At 51.9% G+C, this 26,521-nt stretch carries 20 protein-coding genes and 1 other RNA gene; 19 read left to right on the forward strand and 2 right to left on the reverse strand.

The genetic code is table 11. The annotated features are described in order from the left end of the window. Positions 1-2 precede the first annotated feature (2 nt). Both AC3WQT_RS08235 and AC3WQT_RS08240 read left to right on the forward strand, forming a co-directional pair. Positions 3-170, forward strand: coding sequence for a hypothetical protein (locus AC3WQT_RS08235; RefSeq protein WP_492703404.1), 168 nt, complete (start codon positions 3-5; stop codon positions 168-170). 157 nt (positions 171-327) lie between these two features. Continuing rightward, positions 328-1,458 carry an acetyltransferase domain-containing protein gene (locus AC3WQT_RS08240; RefSeq protein ID WP_492703405.1) on the forward strand — a complete coding sequence of 377 codons (1,131 nt, stop codon included), beginning with the start codon at positions 328-330 and terminating at the stop codon, positions 1,456-1,458. On the opposite strand, the gene AC3WQT_RS08245 is transcribed toward AC3WQT_RS08240, so the two are convergent. After that, complete coding sequence (locus AC3WQT_RS08245; protein ID WP_492703406.1) at positions 1,455-2,642, reverse strand: MFS transporter; 1,188 nt, start codon at positions 2,640-2,642, stop codon at positions 1,455-1,457. The genes AC3WQT_RS08240 and AC3WQT_RS08245 overlap by 4 nt on opposite strands. Positions 2,643-2,773: 131 nt before the next feature. Further along, positions 2,774-4,471: a thiamine pyrophosphate-binding protein gene (locus tag AC3WQT_RS08250; RefSeq protein ID WP_492703407.1), complete on the reverse strand. Its 1,698-nt coding sequence runs from the start codon at positions 4,469-4,471 to the stop codon at positions 2,774-2,776. 136 nt (positions 4,472-4,607) lie between these two features. Between AC3WQT_RS08250 and rnpB the strand changes: the two genes are divergently transcribed. The 17 genes from rnpB to ftsZ all read left to right on the forward strand — a co-directional run bounded on the left by rnpB (position 4,608) and on the right by ftsZ (position 26,200). Next, positions 4,608-4,959, forward strand: an RNA gene (rnpB, locus tag AC3WQT_RS08255) — RNase P RNA component class A. Between the two features lie 390 nt (positions 4,960-5,349). Then, complete coding sequence (locus tag AC3WQT_RS08260) at positions 5,350-8,523, forward strand: bifunctional diguanylate cyclase/phosphodiesterase (RefSeq protein WP_492703408.1); 3,174 nt, start codon at positions 5,350-5,352, stop codon at positions 8,521-8,523. Between the two features lie 537 nt (positions 8,524-9,060). Beyond that, complete coding sequence (mraZ, locus tag AC3WQT_RS08265) at positions 9,061-9,489, forward strand: division/cell wall cluster transcriptional repressor MraZ (RefSeq protein WP_492703409.1); 429 nt, start codon at positions 9,061-9,063, stop codon at positions 9,487-9,489. Between the two features lie 9 nt (positions 9,490-9,498). Next, on the forward strand, positions 9,499-10,458 hold the full coding sequence (rsmH, locus tag AC3WQT_RS08270; protein ID WP_492703410.1) for a 16S rRNA (cytosine(1402)-N(4))-methyltransferase RsmH: 960 nt from the start codon (positions 9,499-9,501) through the stop codon (positions 10,456-10,458). After that, positions 10,455-10,730, forward strand: coding sequence for a cell division protein FtsL (ftsL, locus tag AC3WQT_RS08275; RefSeq protein ID WP_492703411.1), 276 nt, complete (start codon positions 10,455-10,457; stop codon positions 10,728-10,730). Before rsmH ends, ftsL begins: the two co-directional genes overlap by 4 nt. Continuing rightward, positions 10,727-12,490, forward strand: a complete 1,764-nt coding sequence (locus tag AC3WQT_RS08280) for a peptidoglycan D,D-transpeptidase FtsI family protein (protein WP_492703412.1) — start codon at positions 10,727-10,729, stop codon at positions 12,488-12,490. The genes ftsL and AC3WQT_RS08280 overlap by 4 nt, the downstream gene beginning before the upstream one ends. A 20-nt stretch (positions 12,491-12,510) precedes the next feature. Then, positions 12,511-14,016 carry a UDP-N-acetylmuramoyl-L-alanyl-D-glutamate--2,6-diaminopimelate ligase gene (locus AC3WQT_RS08285; RefSeq protein WP_492703413.1) on the forward strand — a complete coding sequence of 502 codons (1,506 nt, stop codon included), beginning with the start codon at positions 12,511-12,513 and terminating at the stop codon, positions 14,014-14,016. Next, a complete protein-coding gene (locus AC3WQT_RS08290) occupies positions 14,016-15,434 on the forward strand; it encodes a UDP-N-acetylmuramoyl-tripeptide--D-alanyl-D-alanine ligase (protein ID WP_492703414.1) in 1,419 nt (472 codons plus the stop codon). Before AC3WQT_RS08285 ends, AC3WQT_RS08290 begins: the two co-directional genes overlap by 1 nt. Before the next feature lies 1 nt (position 15,435). Beyond that, complete coding sequence (gene mraY / locus AC3WQT_RS08295) at positions 15,436-16,605, forward strand: phospho-N-acetylmuramoyl-pentapeptide-transferase (RefSeq protein WP_162039863.1); 1,170 nt, start codon at positions 15,436-15,438, stop codon at positions 16,603-16,605. Between the two features lie 50 nt (positions 16,606-16,655). Then, positions 16,656-18,161 (forward strand): UDP-N-acetylmuramoyl-L-alanine--D-glutamate ligase, encoded by a 1,506-nt coding sequence (gene murD / locus AC3WQT_RS08300; protein WP_492703415.1) that lies wholly within the window; start codon positions 16,656-16,658, stop codon positions 18,159-18,161. Beyond that, positions 18,161-19,378 (forward strand): putative lipid II flippase FtsW, encoded by a 1,218-nt coding sequence (gene ftsW / locus AC3WQT_RS08305; RefSeq protein ID WP_492703416.1) that lies wholly within the window; start codon positions 18,161-18,163, stop codon positions 19,376-19,378. Before murD ends, ftsW begins: the two co-directional genes overlap by 1 nt. Continuing rightward, complete coding sequence (murG, locus tag AC3WQT_RS08310) at positions 19,375-20,466, forward strand: undecaprenyldiphospho-muramoylpentapeptide beta-N-acetylglucosaminyltransferase (RefSeq protein ID WP_492703417.1); 1,092 nt, start codon at positions 19,375-19,377, stop codon at positions 20,464-20,466. Before ftsW ends, murG begins: the two co-directional genes overlap by 4 nt. Next, positions 20,463-21,848, forward strand: coding sequence for a UDP-N-acetylmuramate--L-alanine ligase (gene murC / locus AC3WQT_RS08315; RefSeq protein WP_492703418.1), 1,386 nt, complete (start codon positions 20,463-20,465; stop codon positions 21,846-21,848). Before murG ends, murC begins: the two co-directional genes overlap by 4 nt. A 27-nt stretch (positions 21,849-21,875) precedes the next feature. Then, entirely contained in the window at positions 21,876-22,838 is a 963-nt protein-coding gene (locus AC3WQT_RS08320; RefSeq protein WP_492703419.1) for a D-alanine--D-alanine ligase, read from the forward strand. 17 nt (positions 22,839-22,855) lie between these two features. After that, positions 22,856-23,647 carry a cell division protein FtsQ/DivIB gene (locus AC3WQT_RS08325; RefSeq protein ID WP_492703420.1) on the forward strand — a complete coding sequence of 264 codons (792 nt, stop codon included), beginning with the start codon at positions 22,856-22,858 and terminating at the stop codon, positions 23,645-23,647. Beyond that, positions 23,644-24,876: a cell division protein FtsA gene (gene ftsA / locus AC3WQT_RS08330; protein ID WP_110255262.1), complete on the forward strand. Its 1,233-nt coding sequence runs from the start codon at positions 23,644-23,646 to the stop codon at positions 24,874-24,876. The genes AC3WQT_RS08325 and ftsA overlap by 4 nt, the downstream gene beginning before the upstream one ends. A 124-nt stretch (positions 24,877-25,000) precedes the next feature. Further along, complete coding sequence (gene ftsZ / locus AC3WQT_RS08335) at positions 25,001-26,200, forward strand: cell division protein FtsZ (protein ID WP_162039868.1); 1,200 nt, start codon at positions 25,001-25,003, stop codon at positions 26,198-26,200. The last annotated feature ends 321 nt before the right edge of the window (positions 26,201-26,521 follow it).

Here is a 26,521-nt window from a genome sequence, read left to right on the forward strand (position 1 = left end):
GAATGAAAATCAATATCAAATTACCCAAACCGCGAAATCCACTGGCAGTAGTGGCAAAGCAACGGAATGCCGGTGTCCATGGCGCACTCAATCCCAAGCGTACTGAACGCAGGCAAGAGAAGCAGCGTTTGCAGCAACTCAAAAGCGGGCGATTGAAGGATGAAGAGTAAGTAAGCAACTGGTCTTAAGCCGGGCGCTCATTTGGCAACAAATGGGCGCTTTTTTATTTGCATGGCTTGAAATACTTTGCTACGTGCCGTGAGTGCTGGATAGAATTGCTGCATTAAAAATATAAAACTGCGCCTGGTCGCAGACGGGGGATACACCATGATGCGGCAAAACCGGTTACAAGCCATAGACCTCTTGCGTGGTCTGGTCATCGTGCTGATGGCACTGGATCATACCCGCGACTTTTTTGCGGTTACTCCATTCGATCCATTGGATTTGCAGCAAGGTTCGCCAGGCTGGTTCTGGACGCGCTGGATTACGCATTTATGCGCACCCATCTTTGTGACCCTGGCGGGTATGTCGGCTTTCTTGCGGGCGCAACAGCGTGATAAAAAAGATATGACACGCTATCTGCTGAGCCGGGGTGCCTTGCTGGTTTTGCTGGAATGTACCTGGGTCAGCTTCAGTTGGCAATTCGGTTTCAATGTCTTTATTCTGCAGGTGATCTGGGCGATAGGTGTGGCGATGATGGCGCTGAGCCTGCTGATCTGGCTGCCACGCTGGGCGATTGCCCTGGTTGCGACTGCTCTGATACTGCCACATAACCTGCTCGATGGCATGCATGCCAAAGGCAGCCATGTCTTGTTCATGGCCTGGCACCAGGGTGGCTTTTATCCCCTGACTGACAAACTGGGTATAGTGTTTGCCTACCCGCTTATGCCATGGATAGGCTTGATGGCTGCAGGCTATGCACTGGGGCCGGTGATGTTGTGGGAACCTGTCAAACGCCAGCGTTTCTTGTTTTCAGCAGCGATAGTTTTGTTTGCGAGCTTCTTGGCGTTGCGCAGTGGCAATTATTATGGTGACCCTGACTTCTGGTCAGCACAAGGCAAGGGCTGGTTTGTGGATTTCATGTCTTTTGTGAAGGTGCATAAATATCCACCTTCCTTGCTTTACCTGTGCATCACGCTCAGCATAGGCTTGGGTACCCTGGCTTTGATGGACAGGTATGTGAAAAAACCCTTACCGCTATTGATGCTGTTTGGCAAGACGCCGATGTTCTTTTATCTGGTGCATATTGCACTGATCCATGCGCTGGGCTGGATTTACATGCAGCTGCGTTACGGCCAGATCGTTGATTTCCGCAAGCCTGAAGCGACACCAGAGTATGAAGCATCGCTGCTGGTTTGTTACCTGGCGTGGTTGTTTGCCTTGGCCCTGATGTGGGGGTTGACCAAATTATGGTTGGCGCGCAGGTCGCAAGCAGTTGCTACACCAGGCACTGCCTAAGACTGTATTTTTTGTTTTTGAGTAGCTGTATACAGCATGAGTCCCAGCAGGCTGATGCAGGCAAAAATGGCACCTGCGTAAAAGGTAAAAGCGGATCCAAATTCCTGCCACAGCAACCCCGCGACAACACTGGCCAGCAACAGGCTGACACCACTGGCCAGATTGAAAAAACCAAAAGCGGTACCTCGCAAATCAGCCGGAGCACTGGCAGCGACCATGCTGGACAATAAACCCTGGGTCATGCCCATGTGTACTCCCCATAGGGCAATCCCCGCAGCCAGTCCATACCATTGCTGGCTATAGCCGAGAACCACATCTGAGGCCACCAGCACAAGCAAGCCCCAGGCCAGCAATTGGGAGTGCGATATCCGGTCAGACAGTTTGCCAAACGGGTAGGCTGTCGCTGCATATACCAGGTTCATGGCGACCATGATGAGGGGGACATAAGCGATGGGTATTTGCATTTGCTGGGCGCGCAGTATCAAAAACGCTTCGCTGAAGCGGGCCAGGGTAAATATGCTGCCCAGTGCCACCACCCACCAATAAGCTACGCCCATGCGGCGCAGATTGTGCATGCTGATGGGGTTGCCAGGCTTGTCTGCTAACTTGTTATCTGGCTCGTCTACGCCGACGAAAAGCAAGACCATCGCGGCAAGACCAGGGATGGCCGCCAGCCAGAATATCCGCCGGTAATCATTCATCCACAGTAGCATCAAGGCGGTTGCCAGCAAGGGGCCCACCACGGCGCCTATGGTATCCAGCGATTGTCGCAAACCGAAAGCTGCGCCGCGTATTTCGGCCGGGGTAATGTCCGTGATCAAGGCATCGCGTGGTGCGCCACGTATGCCTTTGCCTATTCTGTCCATCATGCGGGCTGTCAGCAGCATGCCCATGCCCTGGGCGATGGCAAACAGGGGTTTGGTGAAGGCACTCATGCCATAGCCAAACACAGCCAGGGCCTTGCGTTTTCCGAGGCGGTCACTCAGCGCACCTGAAAACACTTTGACGATGAGGGTGGTTGATTCGGCGATGCCATCTATCAGGCCAACGGCAAACACGCTGATGCCCAGCGTGCCGACCATGAACATGGGTAGCAGGCTATGTATCATTTCTGAAGAAATATCCATGAGCATGCTGACAAAACCGAGTACCCAGATACTTTTAGGCAGTGAAGGTTTGCTCATGTGGGCATCTTCCCGTGGAGGTAATGATGGGAGTGTGCCTTAATTTGTGGATTGTGGGAATGCTGTCTTACTTGTTGCAGCGCAAACCAGCTCCGGGAAAGTCCCGAAGCCGGTCCAAGAAAGGTCAGGCCTTATTTACCTGCATCTTGCGCAATCTTGCGCATGGTTTCCAGCGTTGCCCCTGGCGTGATCAGGTTGCCGTCATAACGCAGTTCTATGAGAGCTGGAAGATTGTGTTTGCGGCTATGCTCCAGTGCACGTTCGAGGGCGGGGGCAAATTCTGCTGTGGTATTGACGACTTCACCACTGCCGCCAAAGGCGCGGGCCAGCGCGGCAAAATCCGGGTTGTGCAATTCTGTGCCGGAGACACGTGCCGGGAATTCTTTTTCCTGGTGCATGCGTATGGTGCCATACATGCCGTTATTGAAGACGATGATGACCACGCCTGCCTTGTATTGCACGGCAGTTGCCAGTTCCTGGCCATTCATCAGGTATTCACCATCGCCGGCAAAGGTGATGACGGTGCGTTGCGGGTCTATGATCTTGGCGGCAACGCCAGAGGGTACGCTATAGCCCATGGCACCAGAGGTGGGGGCCAGTTGCGTGCGCATGCCGCCGTAAGGGAAGTAACGATGCGCCCAAGTCGCATAATTGCCTGCGCCATTGGTGATGATGGTGTCTTTTGGGGCCAGACGTTTGATGTCCTGCACCACTTGCCACAGATTTAACGGGGCGTTTTCCTTGGAAAAAATCGCAGGCTCGGTTTGCCAGGCCAATAAATCAGCGCGTGCTTCGCTGACTGTTGTCTTCCATTTGGTGGCGGCATCCAGGCCTTCCATTTCGGCCAGTGCTTCTGCAATTTCCTTCATGCCGCTATTGATCATCAGATCAGCCTGGTAGACACGGCCCAGTTCCAGCGCATCGCTGTGGATGTGTACCAGCTTTTGTTTTGGCACTGGCGCTTCCAGCACGCTGTAACCGCTGGTGGTCATTTCACCGAGGCGCGGGCCTATGGCAATGATCAGGTCTGCATCTTTCAGTCTTTGCGCCAGCTTGGGATTGATGCCTATGCCTACATCGCCTATGTAGTTGGGATGGGCATTGTCCATCAAGTCCTGGAAGCGGAAGGCACAAGCCACAGGCAGGTGATTGCTGGTGGCGAATTCGCTGATGTGCTGACATGCCGCCTTGTCCCAGCCGCTGCCACCCAGCAACAGCACAGGGCGTTGCGATACAGTCAGCATATTGCGCAGTTGCGCCAGTTGCTGCGGCGAGGCAGATGCCTGCACCGGCGTGTAATGACGGGTGTCGGCAACTTCTGCCACCTGGGCCAGCATGTCTTCTGGCAATGCCAGTACGACAGGGCCGGGGCGGCCACTGGTCGCTACCTGGAAGGCGCGGGCGATGTACTCTGGCACGCGGTCGGCGCGGTCTATCTGGGCTACCCATTTCGCCATCTGGCCAAACATGCGGCGGTAATCTATCTCTTGAAAAGCTTCTCGTTCTACAAAATCATTGCCAACCTGGCCTATGAACAGGATCATCGGTGTTGAATCCTGGTAAGCCGTATGTACGCCGATAGACGCATTGGTCGCACCTGGCCCGCGGGTGACAAAGCAGATACCGGGTTTGCCGGTCATTTTGCCGTAGGCATCTGCCATGAAGGCTGCGCCGCCTTCCTGGCGGTTGATGATGAAACGTATGGGGCTGTCATGCAGGGCATCCAGCACCGGCAAATAACTCTCGCCAGGTACACCGAAGATGGTATCGACACCGTGGACTTGCAGGGCATCCACAATCAACTGGCCGCCAGAACGTGATTTCAGCATGATAGACAATGAAAAAAAGTAAAAGCAGTACGCTACCAGAAAGCCTGCTTAATTTGCATCGTATTTGAGGCTTGTGCACGGAATTATCATTGAATAGGTTAGATTAACTAACCCTGAATGAGGTAAAATAGCGCCCGAAGCAGGCCAGACAATCGCTGGTTGCCTTGAGCAATCAAGGTGACGGGAGGAAGGTCCGGACTCCATAGAGCAGGGTGACGGCTAACGGCCGTACGTTGAAAGCCAGGGCGCAAGCTTTGGTATAAGGCGAGGAATAGGGCCACAGAGACGAGCGTATTAAGTTACGGTGAAACGCGGTAACCTCCACCCGGAGCAATTTCAAATAGGCACGCGTTGATGTGGCTCGCGGAGCGTGCGGGTAGAAAGCTTGAGCGGCGGAGCAATCCGTCGCCTAGAGGAATGATTGTCATAGCAGACGGCAGCAATGCATTATGCCGTAACAGAATCCGGCCTACCGGCCTGCTTCAACTTATTTAGATTTGCACAAAATCGCCCCAGTTGCACTCAGTTCACTATTTAGCTCCCGCCTTTACCTTCCTTGTACTAAAGTACTGTCTTCGTCGCTACGGTGAAGGCGGGGTTTCAGACAATATATCGTCTGCCGGCGTAACGAACCGCCCTTGCAAGGGCGGTTTCCTAAAGCATGGCCTTGCTGGGACAATTTTGTGTAGGTCCTATTATTTAATTTGCACATTTCTTTGGCTTCGTCCCAAACATCCTCACAATATGCGGCAGTCTGCTCCAGAATGTCGCCACCAAGCATCATTCCTTGCAAGCAAGTCCTTGTTCTGAAAATACCAGTGGTACACTGGTGCAATGAGTTCTACTGACCCTGTATCTACAAAAAAATTGCAAAACGCATGGAGACTGGCGGTCTGAAAAAAGAGCGCGATGTGCCTATACTGGCATTCGCTATTTGCATCTGCCTGATTGCAGTCGCGATCATAGCGCAGAGCTGGTGGTCTATAGCCCAGGACAAGACGCTGACCATCAATGCTGCTCAGGAGCATAATTTCCTGGCCGTGCGCATGCTCGAAGAACATGTCAGCGAAGTCATGCGCGGTGCGGTGCGTGTTACGACCGTGGCAAGTGAAGAAGTCCTCTCTGAAACTAAAGTAACTGCTGCAGAAGCCCGGCAGTTGCAGCAAATCCTCGCCATGCAAAGGCAGGAGTCTGAATCCATACACGCGCTTTCTGTATTTGATTCTCAAGGAAATTGGCTTGCATCCAGTCAGATGGGGGTGGTTGTACCTGCGCCTGAAAGAGTCGCAAACCAGCGCCATATAAAATTTTTGCTTGAGCATCCTGAAGATACCAAAGTAGTACTGGGCGAGGCTTATCAACTGAGCCAGACCGGGCAGTGGATTTTACCTGTGCTTAAAAATTTTTTTGATAAAACTGGCAAACGCGCAGGTTTGATGCAGGCTGATATTCAGCTCCGTTATCTCTATGATTTCTATGAACGTATTGCTCTTGGCAGTGGTGCCAGCATCGTCTTGTATGATGAATCTGGTAGGAAATTGGCTGCTGCTGGCTTGAAAGAACGCGATTACTCCAGGTCTGTACTGGACAACATCATCCGCAAAAAGACACCGGAAGGGGCCTTGCGGGATGAAGATGAAGAGGGTAAAGCCTGGTTGATCAGTTATCGCAAAATCAGTGATTTCCCCTTGATACTGGTCTATGCACGCGAGAGTAATGTCATATTGACAGACTGGAATGCCAGGGTAACGCAAAAGATCATGGTGACAGCGGCGACTGCGGGCTTCATTTTTTTATTGGCCTTGCTGTTGTTATGGCAGATTCGTCATTTGCGTGATTCCAAAAACCGTCTGGAAGCCAGCGAGAGCCGTTACCGGCTTATTTATCAGGGGGCACAAGATGCCATCCTGCTCATTAGCCGTGACTATATCTATGTCGATTGCAATCCGGCTGCTGTGGCCTTCTTTGGCGTCAATACCCAGGAAGAAGTGATAGGGCGCAAGGTGGGCAGTTTCTCACCCAGTATCCAGTCAGTGGCTGGTTATGCCTCCCAGGACAAGGACGTACTGGTCGCTACCCTGATAGACCAGGCTTTTAAAGGGCAGCCACAACGCTTTGAATGGGTCACAGTCAGGAATGACCAGATACAGCACACAGAAATTTCCCTGAGCCGGGTCGAGGTCGATGGCGAAATGCTCTTGTTTTGTGTGGAGCGTGATATCAATGCTCGCAAATATAGTGAATTACTGATCGCCGGGCAAAATCGTCTGCTGAAACTCATCGGTGGTGAAGAGGAGTTGACTTCCATACTGGAAGCCATCAGCCAGTTTGTGGAAAAGCTTTGCCCTCATTGGCGTTGCGGGATACAACTGCTGGCCGATGACAGGCGAAGCTTTGCCCATGCTACCGGCAGTCGCTTCCCTGAGGTTTTGCTGGCGCAGATACCTGGCATGACAGTAACCCATGGCAGCGGCATCTGGTCTGAGACCGCATTGACCATGGAGCCTATCTGGTTGCGTGAGTTTTTGCAGGCACCTGCCATGCAATTCGTGAACGGGGTAGAAACCCTGGTTGAATTCTCTTCTTGCTCAGCCTGGCCCATCTTTGGCAAGAATGGTCAGTTGCTGGGCAGTTTCAGCCTGTTTTCTTATAGCCGCGAGCCACTCAGCGAAAAAGATCTGGGCCTGGTCAGGATTACGGTGGATATTGCCGGTATTGCCATAGAAGGCCGACGCTCCGAAAAGAAAATCATGCAGCTCGCCCATTATGATGAGCTGACGGGTTTGCCTAACCGCTTCCTGTATAACCAGCATCTGGCACGTTCGCTGGCGATTGCCGAACGTAACCGCAGTCAACTGGCCGTGCTATTCCTTGATCTTGACCGCTTCAAAAACATCAATGACACTTTTGGCCATGACGAGGGTGACAATGTCTTGCGCACCATTGCACTCAGTTTCCGGCAATGCCTGCGCGAATCCGACATCATCGCCAGGATAGGCGGTGACGAATTCATCCTCCTGATAGACCAGTTCAATGAGGCGCGCGACCTTGGCGATGTTGCTGACAAGCTCTTGTATGCTGCTGCCCAGCCTTTCGAGATAGATGGGCAGGAATGCCAGCTCAGTGCCAGCATAGGCATTGCTACCTTCCCTGCCGATGGCAGGGATGCCCAGACCCTGTTGAAAAATGCTGACATTGCCATGTACAAGGCAAAAAACAAGGGCAAGGATAATTACCAGTTCTATGCCTCGGAAATGAATACCCATACCGTCGAGAGGCTGGCCTTTGAAGCGCGCTTGCGCAAGGCACTGGAACGGCGCGAGTTTGTTGTCCATTATCAGCCCAAGCTGGATGTCAAAACCGAGCGCATCGTCGGTGCCGAGGCGCTGGTGCGCTGGAACCACCCAGAGCGCGGAGTGCTGTCTCCGGTTGAATTCATTGCCCTGGCAGAAGAGGCGGGCCTGATCGCCCGTCTGGGTATGCTGGTACTCGACATTGCCTGCCGTGACATCCTGAGTTTCCGAAATGTTGACAAGGATTTTGGCCGGGTGGCAATCAATCTGTCGGGTGCCCAGTTCAATGATGCTCACATGCTGGAAGAGGTCAAAAGCGTCGTCGATTTCTGGCGCGTGCCCGCCAATTCCATCGAGTTTGAGATTACCGAAAGCATGGTCATGCATAACCGTGAGCAGGCAATCTTGCTCATGGATGGCCTCAAGGAGGCTGGCTTTACGCTCTCCATAGACGATTTTGGGACTGGTTATTCTTCACTGGCCTACCTGAAGCGCTTTCCTGTTGACAGCGTCAAGGTCGATCGTTCCTTCATTAAAGACATACCTGAAGACCCAAATGACACCGCCATCGTGCTCGCCATTGTCGCGATGGCACATACCCTGGGCATTAAAGTCATTGCCGAGGGAGTGGATTCCGCCATACAGCTGGAAACCTTGCGTGAATGCAAATGCGATGAATTCCAGGGTTTCTATTTCAGCAAGGCTGTCCCGGACAAAGAGTTTTTGCAATTATTGCAGCGTCAAAGAAAGGAAACTTAATAGCTATATATCGTCATGCCGCCGACCGGGCATGCAACGCTGAATTACCTCACTAATTCACCTGCTTTTGGCTTGAAAACCTGCCCATGCAGGCCAATTTTCAGCGATAATCTGCACCCTTGTTCATCACCTTCAGTACAGCAACGTTTATAAATTGTCACTTCAGCGGCTAAAAAGCGGCGATCTCCTCTTTCTTGCAGGCATTTTCCTTAAGTCCCCCATCCCAAAACGCAACAGTCCGGGATAAACACATGGTTATATGTAAGGCGCTACTTTCACTGTGCGGTGTAAGTGCCTAATTTATCAGGATAAATTGTCTGGGCTTGACTGAGCTTCACCTCAAGTGTTGGCGCTAAGTCCTTGACTTCATTAGAAATTTTTCCAAATTACCCCATAAATACGCTTGACCGGGCTCAAGTCATCCACTAAAGTGGGCAATAGTGTGAAAAAGTGTAATTTTGTGGCATAAAATTCCCGATTTCGCTTACATTCCATGCGTGGCCGGACATACAGATTTTCAGGAAAAAGGTAGATAGCGTGTTTCAGGGGGCGTCCTCACTCAATCTCGATGCAAAAGGCAGGATGTCCATCCCTGCCCGGCATCGTGACGCGCTCAATGTGCAGTGCGAAGGCCGGATTACCCTGACACGCCACCCTGACGGTTGCCTTTTGCTCTTCCCGCGCCCTACCTGGGAATCTCACCGTGAACAAATCGCTGCCTGGCCCATACAGGCACGCGACTGGAAACGTATTTTTCTCGGCAATGCCTTTGATGTGGAGATGGATGGCGCTGGTCGTATCCTGGTCGCGCCTGAGTTGCGCAGTGCAGTAGGCATGCAGCGTGACGTCATGCTCTTGGGTATGGGCAGCCATTTTGAGATTTGGGACGCTGTCAAGCTGGCAGAAAACGAAGCAAAAGCCATTGCTGGCGGTGCTCCTGATGTATTAAACAATTTTTCTTTCTGATCGCGAGCAATGAGTATTCAGCAAGCGGCAGATTTTACGCACCAGACTGTGCTGTTGCATGAGGCTGTAGACGCCCTCGGCATCGCAGATCAGCGTGCCAGCGGGATTTATGTAGACGGTACCTTCGGCCGTGGCGGACATAGCCGCCTGATCTTGTCGCAACTGGGTAGCAATGGCCGCCTGATTGCTTTTGATAAAGACACCCAGGCTATCGCCAGCGCAGCAGAAATACAAGACCCGCGTTTCCATATCGTGCATGACAGTTTTGCAGCTATTGGTGAGGCTTTGCCTGACTGTGGTGTTGGCAAGGTCGATGGCATCCTGATGGATTTGGGCATTTCATCCCCGCAAGTGGATGATGCCAGCCGGGGTTTCAGTTTCAGATCAGATGGTCCGCTCGACATGCGCATGGATACCACGCGTGGCATATCGGCTGCCGAATGGCTGGCGACTGCCGAAGAAGAACAAATTACGGAGGTTATAAAAAATTATGGGGAAGAACGGTTTGCTTTTCAGATTGCAAAGGCGATTGTTGCTCGCAGGAAAACAGACGCCATTCGTGGAACACGACAGCTCGCAGAAATCGTCGCACACGCCGTCAAAACTCGCGAGAAGGGTAAAGACCCGGCAACTCGCACCTTTCAGGCTATACGGATTTTCATCAATCAGGAGCTTGAAGATCTCGAAATAGGTTTGGCGGCAGCTTACGACGCATTGGCACCGTATGGACGCATGTCGGTCATCAGTTTCCATTCACTGGAAGACCGCATCGTGAAGCAGTTCTTTGCTTCCAAGGTCAAGGTGGAACAGCCTGACCGTCGCTTGCCGATACGTCATATCGATTTGCCGAAACCGCAAATGCGCTTGCTGAACCGCATCAAGCCGTCCGAAGCTGAGGTCAGTGCCAATCCGCGTTCGCGTTCAGCAATTTTGCGGGTAGCAGAGCGTTTGCCTGAGGGGGATGCATGAGCACCCGCTTCAATATTGTTCTGGCAGCTGCCCTGATAGCCTGTGCCTTGTCGCTGATTAATTCTCAATACCAGGCACGTCGCCTGTTTATAGAGCTGGAGCGTGAGCAAAGTTTAAGCAAACAGTATGAATTGCAATGGACGCAACTGAAACTCGATCAATCCACTTTTGGCAAGCACTCCCGTATAGAAACGACGGCGGCACGTGAATTGAATATGGTGGTAGTTACACCTGATCGTACTCAGTACCTCAAAGCGGTGGAGACAAAATGAGCAGATCAGCCAGTACATCCCGTACCGCCGCTGCACGCGGCGTTGCCTTTTCTTCCAGCCCTGTACTGGATGTGAAGCTGCCTGCCTGGCGTTCTCGCTTTATCCTGTTTTTATTGTTTGCAGCTTTTGTCGCCCTGATCGCCAAAGCCCTGTATCTGCAGGGGTTTACCAAAGATTTCCTGAAGCAGCAGGGTGCCAATCGCTACGCCCGCACGCTGGAATTACCAGCAACCCGTGGCAAGATCACTGACCGCAATGGTCAGGTATTGGCTTCATCCGTACCTGTAAAAGCCATCTGGGCCATTCCAGATGATGTGCTGGAAGCCCCAAAAGAAAAAATACAGCAACTGGCTAAATTGCTCGACATGACGGAAGCAGAATTGCGCAAGAAGCTCGATTCTGACCGTCAGTTTGTCTATCTGAAACGCCAGGTCGAGCCTGCTGTTTCTGACAAGGTCGTGGCGCTGGGCATAGCCGGTATAGAAACCCGCAAAGAATATAAACGCTTTTACCCAGAAGGCGAAGTCATGGCCCATGTGGTCGGCTTCACCAATGTAGAAGATGTAGGACAAGAAGGCATAGAGCTGGCATCGGAAAAAAACCTGGCGGGTAAGACCGGGAGTCGCCGTGTCATCAAGGACAGGCTGGGCCATATTGTTGAAGATATACAAGCCGTACGCGAACCGCATGACGGCAAGGATTTGACGTTGTCGATAGATAGCAAGATTCAATACATTGCTTTCACTCACCTGAAAGAAGCAGTAGAAAAACATAAGGCCAAAGCAGGTGGCGCAGTGGTGCTGGACGTGCAAACCGGTGAAGTGCTGGCGTTGGTGAATCTGCCCACTTACAATCCCAATGATCGTTCTGCGCTGACTGGTGCGCAATTGCGTAACCGTGTCATGACCGACACTTTTGAGCCTGGCTCCACCATGAAACCGGTGACCGTGGCACTCGCTTTGGATACTGGCAGGGTAACACCTGATACCGTATTCCAGACTGCGCCTGGTGTCATGGCCATAGGCCCGGCATTGATACATGATGCGCACAAACAGGGCTCTTTGACAGTAGCGCAAGTCATACAAAAATCATCGAATATTGGTACGGTAAAAATGGCATTGCAAATGCCACCACAAGAAATGTGGGAGATGTTTACTACCCTGGGTTTTGGCCAGCAACCAAAATTCGGTTTCCCTGGCGCGGTGGCCGGGCGTTTGCGTAATTACAAAAACTGGCGTCCTATTGAGCAGGCCACCATGAGCTATGGTCACGGTATCTCGGTATCGCTCATACAGATGGCACGCGCCTATATGATTTTTGCCAGGAACGGTGACATGATCCCGCTGACTTTCCAAAAGTCGGCTGAGTTGCCACAAGGCTCACGCGTGATTTCTGAAAAAACGTCAAAACAAATGCGCCTGATGATGGAAGCCGTGACCGAACCGGGTGGCACTGCTACCCAGGCGCGCATCGCTGGTTACCGTGTTGCAGGTAAAACTGGTACTGCCCACAAGCTTGAGGGTGGCCGCTATGTCAATAAATATGTGGGTGATTTCGTTGGCTTTGCACCAGTATCCAATCCGCGCGTCATCGTCGCGGTCATGATAGACGAACCCAGCTCTGGCGGTTATTACGGTGGCACCGTTGCTGCCCCGGTATTTGCGGCCATTACGGCGAACGTCTTGCGTTCGCTGAACGTGCCGCCTGACTCATCCGTCACCAGCATTATTCCTGATACCAGCGTACAGGAAAGCATGTAATGACACAGAAAAATATAACTATGATAGCAATACTGGACTGGCTGAAGCAGCATGCGCCGAATGCGCAATTGCGCTCAGATTCCCGCTCCATACAAACTGGGGATGTCTTCTTCGCCTTGCGCACCCATATCACTGATGGCCGTGCGCATATCGCCCACGCAATTGCCAATGGCGCAGTCGCCGTGGTATATGAAGCTGATAATTTTGTGTGGGATGAAACACTAAACACTCCTCATCTTGCAGTGCAGGATTTGCAGGATGTGGTTGGCCATGTCGCTCATGCCTGGTACGGCGAGCCTGATCAGGGCTGGTTTAATGTGGCCGTGACCGGCACCAATGGCAAGACTTCCTGCTCGCAATGGATAGCCAGGGCACTGTCACTGAGTGGCACACCTGCTGCCGTTATCGGTACGCTTGGCATAGGCCAGTATCGCAATGGCATCCTCGGACAACTGGCCGAAACTGGTTACACCACACCAGACGCGATAGGCTTGCAGCAAAAACTGGCAGACCTGCAGCGCGATGGCGCACAGGCACTGGCGATAGAAGCTTCTTCCATAGGTTTGCATCAGGGTCGTTTGAACGGCCTGCATTTTGATGTGGCGGTCCTGACCAATCTGACACGTGATCATCTTGATTATCATGGTGATATGCAAGGCTATGCGGCTGCAAAAACCAGACTTTTTGACTGGCAGGGGCTGGGTACTGCTGTCATCAATCTGGATGATGCCTATGGTCTGGAATTGTTGAGGCATTTGCAAGCCAGTCAGCCAGCTACAAAACTGCTGGGCTACAGTCTGGAAAAAGACCTGGTGCCAGGTGTTGATGCACTGATCGCCAGCAATCTGAAAACCAGCCATGCAGGCACCAGCTTCCATCTGGAATCCCCTTTTGGCGCGGCGCAAGTCAAGACTCAGCTCATAGGCAAGTTCAATGTCAGCAATATCCTGGCGGTACTCGCCGTATTGCTGAGCAAGGGCATTGCCCTGAGCAAGGCGGTAGGCATCATAGAAAAACTGACGCCTGTTCCTGGCCGCATGCAATTGCTGGGCACTGCCGGTCATGTCATGGTCGTTATTGATTATGCGCACACACCAGATGCGCTGGAAAAAACCCTGGAAGCCTTGCAGCAGGTTGCGCAAGAAAGAACCGGGGCCTTATGGTGCGTGTTTGGTTGTGGTGGTGACCGTGACCCAGGCAAACGTCCGCAGATGGGCAAGATTGCTGAGCTAGCGCAACATGTCGTTGTCACCAGTGATAATCCGCGCAGTGAAAATCCATCGCAGATCATAGAAGATATCCTCAAAGGCATGACAGGCACGCCGCAAGTCATCGAAGATCGCGCCAATGCGATCCTGTATGCGATCAAGCATGCAGATCATCATGATGTGGTTTTGCTGGCTGGCAAAGGGCATGAAACCTATCAGGATATCAATGGGAAAAAATGGCCATTCTCTGATGAAGAGCATGCCGCGCTCTCACTCGCTACCGTGGCAACCAGCGGTAATATGAAGAGGGGAAGCTGATGGAGTTCTCTCTTCAGGAATTGCAGACTGCCTTGCCTGCGGCCAAGTTGACTGGCGATGCTGGTGTCATTATCCGCATCACTGGCCTGACTACCGATAGCCGCAAAGCCGGCTCTGGTGATCTGTTCGTCGCCTTGCGTGGTGAAAATTTTGATGCGCATGATTTCTTGCCGCAAGTAGCGGCTGCTGGTGCCGCTGCAGTGATTGCCGAACATCTGCCAACAGACTTCAAACTGCCGGCTTTGCAGGTAGCAGACAGCAAACTGGCGCTGGTAAAAGTAGGCCGCTTCTGGCGTCAAAAATTTGACTTGCCTGTCATTGGTGTGACAGGCAGTAATGGCAAGACCACCGTCAAGGAAATGATTTCTTCGATTTTGGCCGCAGCCTTTGGTATTGATGGCCGCCTGGCGACTGCAGGTAATTTGAATAATGAAATCGGTGTTCCCCTGACCATCATGCAATTGCATGCGGGGCACAAGGCCGCTGTTATAGAAATGGGCATGAACCATCCTGGCGAAATCGCCTTGCTGGCATCTGCTGCCATGCCCACCGTGGCCCTGGTCAACAATGCCCAGCGTGAACATCAAGAATTCATGCAAAGTGTGGAAGCAGTGGCGCGCGAAAATGGCGTGGCGATACAGTGCCTGCCAGATGATGGCGTAGCTGTATTCCCTGCCAACGATACTTACACAGCTTTATGGCAATCCTTTGCGTCTGAACGTGGTCAGCGTAAAACCCTGACTTTTGGTCTGACGCCCGATGCTGATGTGCATGCGACTTACCTGCCCAGTGTGTTTGGCAGCGACCTGCAAATCAACCTGGCAGGTCAGATCTTGTCAGTGCGCCTGAGCGCAGCTGGTCAGCACAATGTCTTGAATGCACTCGCTGCTGCAGCTTGCTGCCACGCAACCGGCGTCAGCAAAGAAGCCATCGTTGCCGGTCTGGAAAATTTCGCACCTGTGAATGGCCGTTTGCAACGCAAGCAAGCCAAATCTGGTGCAACCGTCATTGATGACAGCTATAACGCCAATCCTGATTCTGTACGTGCCGCAATAGATGTGCTGGCACAAATCGGTGGTGACACAGCCCTGGTACTCGGTGACATGGGCGAGGTTGGTGAAAACGGTGCGCAATTTCATCATGAAATTGGTGAGTATGCGCAGCAGCGGGGTATCAAAAAATTGTTCTTGCTGGGTGAACTGGTTGCTCATGCAGCGCAAGGCTATGGTGTCGGCGCACAGCATTTTGCCAGTGTAGAAAACCTGTGCCAGAACCTCGATGCGCAAACTGCGGCTGACACCATAGTGCTGGTGAAAGGCTCACGTTTCATGAAAATGGAAAGAGTCGTTGCTCATCTGCTGGCAGCAGACGAAGCAGACAAAAACACATTACAACAAAAAATAATAGGGAATCACTAGTATGTTGCTCTGGTTGGCTGAAATGTTAAAGCAGGATATAGGCTGGCTGCGCGTATTCGGGTTTATTACCTTCCGCGCAGTATTTGCCACAATGACGGCCATCTCCATCGGTATTTTTGCTGGACCAGCGGTCATACGCATGCTGACCAGGCTCAAGGTAGGCCAGGCTGTACGCAGCTATGGCATGGAAACACATCTGGTTAAATCCGGCACGCCGACCATGGGTGGTGTACTGGTCTTGATTTCCATTGGTATTTCCACTTTATTGTGGGGAGATTTGAGCAACCGTTTTATCTGGGTCGTGATGATAGTCACGCTGGGCTATGGTGCAGTTGGCTGGGTCGATGATTATCGCAAGGTAGTTTATAAAGATCCTGAAGGCATGCGCTCCAGGGAAAAATATTTCTGGCAATCGCTGATAGGTTTGATCGCTGCTTTTTACCTGGCGTTTTCAGTCTCCGCACCAAGTAACTCAAAAGTGCTGGAATTGTTTATCGCCTGGGTACAGTCCGGTTTCAATATGGACTTGCCACCGAAAGCAGATCTGATCGTGCCTTTCTTTAAAACCGTCAGCTATCCCCTGGGTGTCTGGGGTTTTATTGCGTTAACCTACTGCGTTATCGTCGGTACCAGCAATGCCGTGAATTTTACTGATGGACTGGATGGCCTGGCCATCATGCCTACCATCATGGTCGGTTCAGCGCTTGGTCTGTTTGCTTACCTGACCGGTAATGTGGGTTATGCCAAATATCTGTTGATACCGCATATACCAGGTGCCGGTGAGTTGCTGATTTTCTGTGGTGCGATGGCAGGGGCTGGTCTGGCTTTCCTCTGGTTCAATGCTCACCCTGCGCAAGTATTCATGGGTGACGTAGGAGCGCTGGCCTTGGGTGGAGCACTGGGTACCGTGGCAGTCATCGTCAGGCAAGAGATCGTGTTGTTCATCATGGGTGGTATTTTCGTGGCCGAGACTTTGTCCGTCATGCTGCAAGTCAGTTACTTCAAATACACCAAGAGGAAATATGGCGAAGGCCGCCGCTTGTTGCTGATGGCACCTTTGCATCACCACTTTGAAAAAAAGGGCTGGAAAGAAACCCAGGTTGTCGTACGTTTCTGGATCATCACCATGTTGCTGGTCTTGATAGGCTTGTCTTCCCTGAAGTTGCGTTAAAAAGTGAATAAGTAGTTTGATGTTTGTTTTGTTGGATAGAAATAGCAGATATGGATTTTTCGGGTAAACATGTACTGGTTCTGGGCCTGGGTGAAACCGGGCTGGCGATGGCGCAATGGTTGCTGCGCGCCGGTGCGCGACTGCGTGTTGCTGACACTCGTGAAGCACCTGACAGATTACTGCAATTGCAAGCCTTGTCGGATCAGGTGGAATTTATTGGTGGTGCTTTCAGCCCGGCTTTGCTTGATGATGTTGAGTTGATGGCAGTCAGCCCTGGCTTGTCACCTCTGCGTGAGCTGCAAGAACTGTTACCTGTTGCTGCTGAAAAAAATATCCCGGTCTGGGGCGAGATAGAATTATTTGCCCAGGCACTGCAGGCTTTGAAAGCCGAGCGCGAATATCAGCCCAAAGTCATCGCCATCACCGGCACCAATGGCAAGACCACCGTCACCAGCCTGGTTGGTTTATTAGTGGAGCGCGCTGGCCTGACAGTTAAAGTCGCCGGTAATATCAGCCCGGCTGTACTCGATGTTTTGCGTGAGTGCCTGGAGCAAGACAGTTTGCCGCAAGTCTGGGTGCTGGAGTTGTCCAGCTTCCAGTTGCACACTACGCATAGCCTGCAAGCCGATGTGGCGACAGTGTTGAATATCAGCCAGGATCATCTGGACTGGCATGGCAGCCTGCAAGCTTATTGCACTGACAAGGCAAAAATTTTTGGCGAACAGACTTTGCAGGTCCTGAACCGCGATGATGCGCTCGTCATGTCCATGGCTAAGCCGCTTGGTAATGTCGTCAGCTTTGGTGTTGATGCACCAAAACATCTGGCTGATCTGGGTTTGCTGAATGAACATGGCATGGGTTGGCTGGCAGTAGCAAATCCGGCAGAAGATGCACCAGTAGTGACGAATAGCCGTCGCAAGAAAAAAGAAGTAGAAGAAATGCCGGTCATCGTTAGTCGTCTGATGCCTACCGATGCCCTGCAAATCCGTGGCCAGCACAATGCTGCGAATGCCCTGGCTGCCCTGGCTTTGTGCCGTGGCATAGGTCTGTCATTTGCTCCCTTGTTACATGGTCTGCGTGATTACAAAGGTGAGCCGCACAGGGTAGAGCAGGTTGCCAATATCGCTGGTGTTGATTATATCGATGACAGCAAAGGTACCAATGTAGGTGCGACAGTCGCCGCCTTGAAGGGCCTGGGCCAACAATCCGATGCATTGCACAAGCGGATTATTTTGATTGCCGGTGGTGAAGGCAAGGGCCAGGATTTCTCTCCTTTGGCTGATCCGGTAGAACGTTATACCAAGGCTGTCATCCTGATAGGCAAAGCCAAAGAAGACTTGCAGCAGGCATTGGCGGTTACTGGTGTTTCTGTACATGATGTGACAACGCTGGAAATGGCCGTGCAAGCCGCCGCTGAACTGGCCGCAGATGGCGATATCGTTTTGCTCTCACCAGCTTGCGCCAGTCTGGACATGTTCCGCAATTATGCGCATCGTGCTGAGGTGTTTGTGGATGCCGTGCGCGAAATCGCACTGGCACGTGGGGAGGTTTGTTGATGCGTCAGCTCTTGCTCCCACTGCAAAGATGGTCTCCGTTTGGCCCAGCGCCAGCGAGTACCAACCTGGTCAGCCGGTCCAAGATGATGGACTATGACCAGCCTTTGGTGTGGGTGACAATTATCCTGATGTTGTTTGGTATGGTGATGGTGTATTCGGCTTCTATCTCTTTACCTGATTCACCCAAATACGCCAATTACAAGAATTCACATTTCCTCATGCGTCAGGCGATTTTCGTGGTGGTGGCCCTGATCGCCGGCGCTTTGGTGTTCCGCATCCCTGTCGCGGTCTGGCAAAAATATGCGCCGTATTTATTTGTTGCCACTTTGGTGTTGCTGGTGGCTGTATTGATACCTGGCCTCGGTAAAGGTGTGAATGGTGCCAAGCGCTGGCTGTCTTTCAAAGTATTGAATTTGCAGCCATCTGAATTGATGAAGTTGTTCATGGTTTTATATGCCGCTGACTATACCGTGCGCAAGCAAGAGTACATGCACAAACTGACCAAGGGTTTTGTGCCTATGCTGGCGGCGGTTGGCATCGTCGGTTTGCTGTTATTGCTCGAGCCTGACCTGGGTGCTTTTGGCGTTATCGTCTGTATCGCCATGGGCATCCTGTTTTTGGGTGGTATCAACGGCGTCTGGTTTGGTGGCATTGCTGCCACTCTGATCGGTATCTTTACTTCAGTGATTTTGTTATCGCCATGGCGGCGTGAGCGTATTTTTGCCTACCTTAGTCCGTTTGAAGAAGACCATGCGCTGGGCAAGGCTTACCAGTTGACGCATTCATTGATTGCTTTTGGCCGTGGCGAGTTATTTGGCGTAGGCCTTGGTGCCAGTGTACAAAAACTGCATTATCTGCCAGAAGCACATACAGATTTTTTGCTGGCTGTCATCGGAGAAGAGCTGGGCTTCGTTGGTGTCATGGCGGTGGTGCTTTTATTTTACTGGTTGCTGAAACGTGCTTTCGAAATTGGCAGACAAGCCATAGCGCTGGATCAGACCTTTGCCGGTTTGCTGGCCAAGGGCATCGGTATCTGGATAGGTGTGCAGGCGTTTATTAATATGGGGGTGAACCTGGGCTTGTTGCCTACCAAGGGTTTGACCCTGCCTTTGATGAGTTACGGTGGTTCTGGTGTCATGATTAATTGTGTGGGTCTGGCGATTTTGTTGCGTGTTGATTATGAAAACCGCGTATTGATGCGTGGAGGCCGTGCATGAGTCAGGCCATACAAAAAATGCCAAAAAAATTGTTGATCATGGCAGCTGGTACCGGTGGCCATATCTTCCCTGGCCTGGCGATAGCCGACATCATGCGTGAACGCGGCTGGCAAGTCAGTTGGCTGGGCACGCAAATTGGCATGGAAGGGCAGATAGTCCCTAAACACAATATCGTCATGGACAATATTGATTTCTCTGGCTTGCGTGGCAAGGGTTTGTCGCATACGGTCAGCGGTGCTTTCAAGCTGGTCAAAAGTTTCTTTAGCTGCTTCAGCATCATCGGTCGTCGCAAGCCTGACGTGGTATTGGGCATGGGGGGGTATGTGACTGTGCCAGGCGGCATCATGGCTGCCTTGCGTGGCAAGCCTGTGGTTCTGATGAATGCTGATGCTGCCTTGCTGTTGTCGAATAAGGCTTTGCGTCCTTTCGCCAGCAAATTATTGTTTGGCCTGCCATCGGCAACGGTGACTGCAGATAACAAAACAACTGTCATCGGCAACCCGATACGCAAAGAAATTTGCGAATTGCCTGCACCAGCAACACGTTATGCCGCACATACTGGTCCTTTGCGCATACTGGTGGTGGGTGGCAGCCTGGGTGCCAAAGTATTGAATGACGCAGTACCGCAGGCAGTGGCCCTGTTGCCAGAAACCCAGCGTCCACTGATTACACATCAGTCTGGCAAACAACATATAGAAGCCTTGCGTCAGAGTTATGCGCAGGCAGGTGTACAGGCCGAAGTGCTGGATTTTATTGATGACATGCCGCGCCGCTATGCCGAGGCTGATCTGGTGATTTGCCGTGCCGGTGCGATTACTGTGTCTGAACTGACTGCGGCCGGTGTGGCTAGCATACTCGTGCCTTTCATGGCGTCGAGCACTTCACACCAAAAAGAAAACGCCATCTGGATGGCAGGGCAAACAGCCGCCATCCATTTGCCTCAAACTGAATTAAGCCCAGCCTTGCTGGCAGAGAAATTAAAAGCACTGGACAGAACGCAATGCCTGGCGATGGCCGAAACAGCCTACGCCCTGGGGCAGCGTGAAGCCAGTGCCAACATTGCCCATATTCTGGAAGCATTAGCATGAAACACAAAGTAAAACATATCCATTTTGTAGGCATAGGCGGCTCGGGCATGAGCGGTATCGCCGAAGTCTTACTGAACCTGGGCTACACTATTTCCGGTTCTGATCTCGGCAGCAATGCCGCCTCGAAACGCCTGGCGCAACTTGGCGCCAATGTCGTGCAGGGTCATGCTGCTGAAAATATCGCTGGTGCCGATGCCGTCGTGACATCGACCGCAGTCAAGGGTGACAACCCTGAAGTCATCGCTGCCCGTGCCAAACATATTCCCATCGTGCCACGTGCAATGATGCTGGCAGAACTCATGCGCTTGAAAAGCGGTATCGCGATTGCCGGCACGCATGGCAAGACGACAACGACCAGCCTGGTTGCCAGTGTGTTAGCGCAGGGCGGCCTGGACCCGACTTTCGTCATCGGCGGTTTGCTCAATAGCGCCGGTGCCAATGCCAAGCTGGGCAGTGGCGATTTCATCGTGGCCGAAGCCGATGAATCAGATGCTTCTTTCCTCAACCTCTTGCCAGTGATTGAAGTCATCACCAATATCGATGCTGACCATATGGAAACCTATGGCCATGACTTCGCCCGCCTGAAACAGGCTTTCATCGAATTTACCCAGCGTTTGCCCTTCTATGGTGTGGCAGTCTTGTGCCTGGATGATGCGAATGTGCGTGAAATCATGCCTTTCGTGTCCAAACCCATCGTCACTTATGGCTTTCATGCAGATGCCGATGTACGCGCAGTTGATGCCACAGCCGCCAATGGCAAGATGCATTTCACGGTAGTGCAAGATGGCTATGAGAATATGCAGGTCAGCCTGAACCAGCCTGGCATGCACAATGTACAAAATGCCTGCGCCGCGATTGCGATTGCGCGTGAAGTGGGTGTCAGCGATGAGGCAACCCAAAAAGCCCTCTCCGAATTCAATGGCGTAGGCCGTCGCTTTACCCGCTACGGCGAAATCGCCCTGGCGAATGGCGGCACTTTTGCGCTGGTGGATGACTACGGTCATCATCCTGTGGAAATGGCGGCGACTCTGGCGGCAGCGCGTGGCGCTTACCCAGGCCGCAGGCTGGTGCTGGCTTTCCAGCCACATCGCTACACCCGTACACGCGATCTGTTTGAAGATTTCGTCAGGGTGATTTCTGATGCAGATGCCGTCGTGCTGGCAGAAGTTTATGCCGCAGGTGAGGCACCTATCCTGGCGGCCGATGGCCGTTCCCTGTCCCGCGCATTGCGCGTCATGGGCAAGGTAGAGCCGGTATTCGTCGAAGATATACAGGAAATGCCCGACAGTATTTTGCGGGTATTGAAAGACGGCGATGTGGTCATCGTCATGGGCGCAGGTTCCATCAATGCTGTGCCGGCAAAACTGGCGCAGTCAGTGTAAATGTAGAAAACAAGTGATCAGATCATCATGAGCGAATTGAATTTGAAATCTCTGGGCAAAGTAGGCGTGCTGTTTGGCGGGCGTTCGGCTGAACGTGAAATCTCCATCATGTCTGGTACTGGTGTACTGCAAGCCTTGTTGAGCAAGGGCATCGATGCCCATCCTTTCGACACGGCAGAACGCGGCATTGCAGAACTGGCAGCAGAAAAATTTGACCGCGTTTTCATCGCCCTGCATGGCCGCTACGGTGAAGACGGCAGTCTGCAAGGCGTGCTGGAACAATTGAATATCCCTTATACCGGTAGTGGTGTGATGGCATCGGCGATTGCCATGGACAAGATTTTTACCAAACGCATCTGGCAAACCTATGGCCTGAGCACACCTGCTTATGCCGTACTGACCGGTCAGACTGAATTGCGCCGAGTACCGGATGAGCTGGGTTTGCCTCTGATCATCAAGCCGCCACATGAGGGTTCTACCATTGGTATTACCAAAGTCGTGGGTTACTCCGACATGCAGGAAGCTTATGCCCTGGCTGCCCAGTTTGATGAAGTCGTACTGGCAGAAGAATTTGTCGAAGGCCGTGAACTGACAGTAGCGATTCTGGGCAAGGGTGAGCAGGCGTATGCCTTGCCGATTACTGAAATCGTGGCACCCGATGGTAACTACGATTATCAGAACAAGTATTTTACTGACGACACACAATACATTTGCCCGGCTGTGCTGGAGCAGGATCTGACGGATGCCATCCGCAAGATGGCTGTCGATGCTTATCGCGCACTGGATTGCGAAGGCTGGGCCAGGGTCGATGTCTTGTTGCGCAAGTCAGATAACAAACCGTTTTTGCTGGAGATTAATACTTCTCCAGGCATGACAGGGCATTCGCTGGTGCCCATGGCGGCCAAGGCAGTTGGCATCAGTTATGAAGACTTATGTGTAGAAATTTTGAAGACGGCAAGTTTGAAAATTAAATCTGAACAAAAAAAGTAAAAGAGTAAGAGCAGAAAATGTGGCATGACAGCAAGCTGATGAACAATACCGCGAATGCCCTGTTTGGGCTGGTGCTGTTCATCCTGGTGTTGTCTGGTGTGTGGTGGGTAATACAAAGACCGTTTTTTACTTTGCGGGTGATCCGGGTGGAGGCCAGTAGTACAAGCGATAGTGCGGGTTTGCGGCACGTCAATCCACTCACGATCAGGAACACGGCTTTGCCCAAGATCAGGGGTAATTTTTTTACGGCGAATCTGGATGCGGTGCGGTCTGCATTTGAAACCGTGCCTTGGGTACGCAAGGCAAGTGTACAAAGAGAATGGCCCAACAAGCTTATCGTCACTTTGGAAGAGCATGTGGCACTGGGCACCTGGGGTGAAAATGGTCAATTGATTTCTGCCAAAGGCGATGTGTTTACTGCCAACCTGGCTGAGGCTGAAGATGATGCAGATCTGGTCGCCCTGAGTGGACCAGAGGGTAGTGAAAAAGAAGTGCTGGCGCAATATGTGGAATTTAAGAACTGGTTTGCCAAAATTAATCTGGCACCAGACTCAGTAAATTATTCCAGTCGTTATGCCTGGAGTCTGAAATTGAATAATGGCATGCAGGTGCAATTGGGCAGGGTGCAGGATGCAACAACGCTCAAGAACAGGGTGGATAAGTTGATGACAGTTTACCCGCAACTGCTGGCCAGTTTGCAGGACAGTATTGAAAGTGTGGACATGCGTTATCCGAATGGCCTTGCGCTCAAATCGAGCCATAGCAATCTCGGATCAAAAAAGCAAACAAAAGCAAGTGGAAAGACATGACAAAAGACGCTAAAAATCTGATCGTTGGTCTCGATATCGGCACCTCAAAAATTGTGGCGGTCGTGGCAGAAGTCATGCCTGACGGCAGGCATGAAGTCATAGGCTTGGGCCAGCATGAATCCAAGGGCCTGAAAAAAGGTGTCGTCGTCAATATCGAGGCGACCGTCGAATCCATACAGCGCGCTTTGGAAGAAGCCGAGTTGATGGCTGACTGCAAGATACGCAATGTGTATACCGGTATCGCTGGCAGCCATATACGCAGCTTTAATTCCAGCGGCATGGTGGCGATCAAGGATAAAGAAGTCACCGCGGCCGACGTTTCGCGCGTGATAGAAACTGCCAAGGCAGTCAATATTCCGACTGACCAGCAATTGCTGCATACCTTGCCACAAGAATTTATCGTCGATAGCCAGGACGATGTGCGCGAACCGATAGGCATGAGTGGCATACGTCTTGAAGTCAAAGTGCATATCGTTACCGGTGCCGTTTCTGCGGTGCAGAACATCGTCAAATGCGTACGCCGTTGCGGTCTTGAAGTATCTGACCTGATCTTGCAACCGATGGCATCAGCTGAAGCAGTGCTGACCAAGGATGAAAAAGAGCTGGGCGTGGTGTTGATTGATATCGGTGGTGGCACGACTGACGTAGCGGTATTCAGTGAAGGTGCGATACGCCATACCGCAGTGATACCGATTGCTGGTGATCAGATCACCAATGATATCGCGATGGCTTTGCGCACGCCGACATCAGAAGCAGAAGAAATCAAGGTGCGTTTTGGTGTCGCCAAGCAGGTACTGGCTGATCCTTCAGATACGCTGGAAGTACCTGGTCTGGGCGATCGTGGCCCGCGCTCCTTGTCGCGTCAGGCTTTGGCGGCAGTGATAGAGCCGCGGGTGGAAGAATTGTTTGCGCTGGTGCACCAGGTGGTGCGCGAATCCGGCTATGAAGATGTGCTGTCGTCCGGCATCGTTTTGACAGGTGGTTCTGCTGCCATGCCAGGTATGGTCGAGATGGCAGAAGACATCTTTTTGAAGCCGACCAGATTAGGTATGCCGGCTTACAGTGGGCAGTTGGCAGATGTCGTGCGCAGCCTGCGTTATGCCACAGTTTTGGGGTTGTTGTTGGAAGCGAAGAAGCAGTATTTGCGCGGTCATCTGGTCACTAGGCAAGAAGGTTCAGCCAAAGCGGTCTGGCAACGCATGAAAGAGTGGTTTTTAGGGAATTTTTAGCTTGTATTTTGTATCTAAATTAGTGTAGTCATTTTATAATAGTTCGATATACAGTTATTAGTCGCTAGTCGTCACACCCCGGTGATGCCTAGCGACTGATAACTGCCTACCTGGAGGAGTCATGATGGAGTTCGATATGGTTGATAACGCCACACAAGGCACCGTAATCAAGGTTGTCGGCGTAGGTGGCGCAGGCGGCAATGCGGTTCAGCACATGATCAACAAAGGCGTGTCCGGCGTTGAGTTCATAGCAGCAAACACAGATGCGCAAGCACTGTTGCAGTCTAAAGCAAACAACGTGATACAGATCGGCGAGACTGGTCTGGGCGCAGGCATGAAACCGGAAGTCGGCCGCAAGCTGGCGGAAGATTCCCGTGCCCGCATTGAGGACGCATTGCGCGGCGCGCACATGGTATTTATCGCTGCAGGTATGGGCGGTGGTACAGGTACCGGTGCTGCTCCCGTAGTTGCACAAGTCGCCAAGGAATTGGGTGCACTGACAGTTGCGGTGGTTTCCAAGCCATTTTCTTACGAAGGTCAGAAATGCATGGACATCGCTGACGAAGGTCTGGAAGCCTTGTCTCAGCACGTCGATTCACTGATCATCATTCTCAACGAAAAACTCGAAGAGATTTATGAAGACGACAGCATGATCGAATGGCTGCAACATGCAGATGATGTCTTGAACAATGCCGTCGCCGGTATTGCCGAGATCATCAATGTACCTGGCCATATCAACGTCGACTTCAATGACGTGAAAACGATCATGGGCGAACAAGGCAAGGCCATGATGGGTACGGCAACGGCTTCAGGCGTTGACCGCGCACGCATCGCCGCTGAACAGGCAGTTGCATCACCACTGCTGGACGGTATTGATTTGTCCGGTGCCCGCGGCGTGTTGGTGAATGTCACGGCCAGCCGTGGTCTGAAAGGTAAAGAAATCAAGGAAGTCATGTCGACAGTACGCGCCTTTGCTGCACCGGACGCATCGATTGCCCAGGGTATCGCTTACGACGACAACATGGGTGACGATATCCGTGTAACGGTAGTCGCAACCGGTCTTGGCCGTGGCAAGAAAAACATTCAGCTGGTGCAAACACCAATGCTGCGTACAGGTACTCACAATGAAACAGTGATGGCCAGCCCAGTCATGACATCTGCCACCATCAGCACTGGTGCTGCAACTGGTTCAGCAGGCTTTGATGGCTTGAGCAAACCTGCTGTATGGCGTCGTGAATCTGCATCAGAAACAGTACGTGCACTGGAAAAAAATGGCATGGAAACTTACGATATCCCAGCTTTCCTGCGCAAACAGGCTGACTGATTTATCTGGTTTTCAGCAGAGCGCCAGCTTCGGAAGAGGCTGGCGTTTTTTATTTGTCATATGGCTTTCTTCTTCAAAGGGGGCATTTGGATAATGTCCTTTGATGACTCCTTCCCCTTGAGAGGGAGGGGGCTCGTGAGTTTTTTTTGCAATACGCGATGTCGACGTTAAAGCGCCTGGATGTTCACACTTTTAACTTCTGCAAGAAAATTCTAGCTCAGGCATACTTGCGTCCTTCACTGTCGGTGTTGATATGGCTCAAACTTTCTGCTTTTTATGCGGAGGCGGCATACAGCAAGGCAATGAATATCCGAATACTTA

Source organism: Undibacterium sp. FW305-107, from assembly GCF_058788535.1.

Excerpts from the sequence above, each read along its gene's own strand:
- AC3WQT_RS08235 (WP_492703404.1), top strand. The coding sequence starts at position 3 with ATGAAAATCAATATCAAATTACCCAAACCGCGAAATCCACTGGCAGTA.
- AC3WQT_RS08240 (WP_492703405.1), top strand. The coding sequence starts at position 328 with ATGATGCGGCAAAACCGGTTACAAGCCATAGACCTCTTGCGTGGTCTG.
- AC3WQT_RS08245 (WP_492703406.1), bottom strand. The coding sequence starts at position 2,642 with ATGAGCAAACCTTCACTGCCTAAAAGTATCTGGGTACTCGGTTTTGTC.
- AC3WQT_RS08250 (WP_492703407.1), bottom strand. The coding sequence starts at position 4,471 with ATGCTGAAATCACGTTCTGGCGGCCAGTTGATTGTGGATGCCCTGCAA.
- AC3WQT_RS08260 (WP_492703408.1), top strand. The coding sequence starts at position 5,350 with ATGGAGACTGGCGGTCTGAAAAAAGAGCGCGATGTGCCTATACTGGCA.
- rsmH (WP_492703410.1), top strand. The coding sequence starts at position 9,499 with ATGAGTATTCAGCAAGCGGCAGATTTTACGCACCAGACTGTGCTGTTG.
- ftsL (WP_492703411.1), top strand. The coding sequence starts at position 10,455 with ATGAGCACCCGCTTCAATATTGTTCTGGCAGCTGCCCTGATAGCCTGT.
- AC3WQT_RS08280 (WP_492703412.1), top strand. The coding sequence starts at position 10,727 with ATGAGCAGATCAGCCAGTACATCCCGTACCGCCGCTGCACGCGGCGTT.
- AC3WQT_RS08285 (WP_492703413.1), top strand. The coding sequence starts at position 12,511 with ATGATAGCAATACTGGACTGGCTGAAGCAGCATGCGCCGAATGCGCAA.
- AC3WQT_RS08290 (WP_492703414.1), top strand. The coding sequence starts at position 14,016 with ATGGAGTTCTCTCTTCAGGAATTGCAGACTGCCTTGCCTGCGGCCAAG.
- mraY (WP_162039863.1), top strand. The coding sequence starts at position 15,436 with ATGTTGCTCTGGTTGGCTGAAATGTTAAAGCAGGATATAGGCTGGCTG.
- murD (WP_492703415.1), top strand. The coding sequence starts at position 16,656 with ATGGATTTTTCGGGTAAACATGTACTGGTTCTGGGCCTGGGTGAAACC.
- ftsW (WP_492703416.1), top strand. The coding sequence starts at position 18,161 with ATGCGTCAGCTCTTGCTCCCACTGCAAAGATGGTCTCCGTTTGGCCCA.
- murG (WP_492703417.1), top strand. The coding sequence starts at position 19,375 with ATGAGTCAGGCCATACAAAAAATGCCAAAAAAATTGTTGATCATGGCA.
- murC (WP_492703418.1), top strand. The coding sequence starts at position 20,463 with ATGAAACACAAAGTAAAACATATCCATTTTGTAGGCATAGGCGGCTCG.
- AC3WQT_RS08320 (WP_492703419.1), top strand. The coding sequence starts at position 21,876 with ATGAGCGAATTGAATTTGAAATCTCTGGGCAAAGTAGGCGTGCTGTTT.
- AC3WQT_RS08325 (WP_492703420.1), top strand. The coding sequence starts at position 22,856 with ATGTGGCATGACAGCAAGCTGATGAACAATACCGCGAATGCCCTGTTT.
- ftsA (WP_110255262.1), top strand. The coding sequence starts at position 23,644 with ATGACAAAAGACGCTAAAAATCTGATCGTTGGTCTCGATATCGGCACC.
- ftsZ (WP_162039868.1), top strand. The coding sequence starts at position 25,001 with ATGGAGTTCGATATGGTTGATAACGCCACACAAGGCACCGTAATCAAG.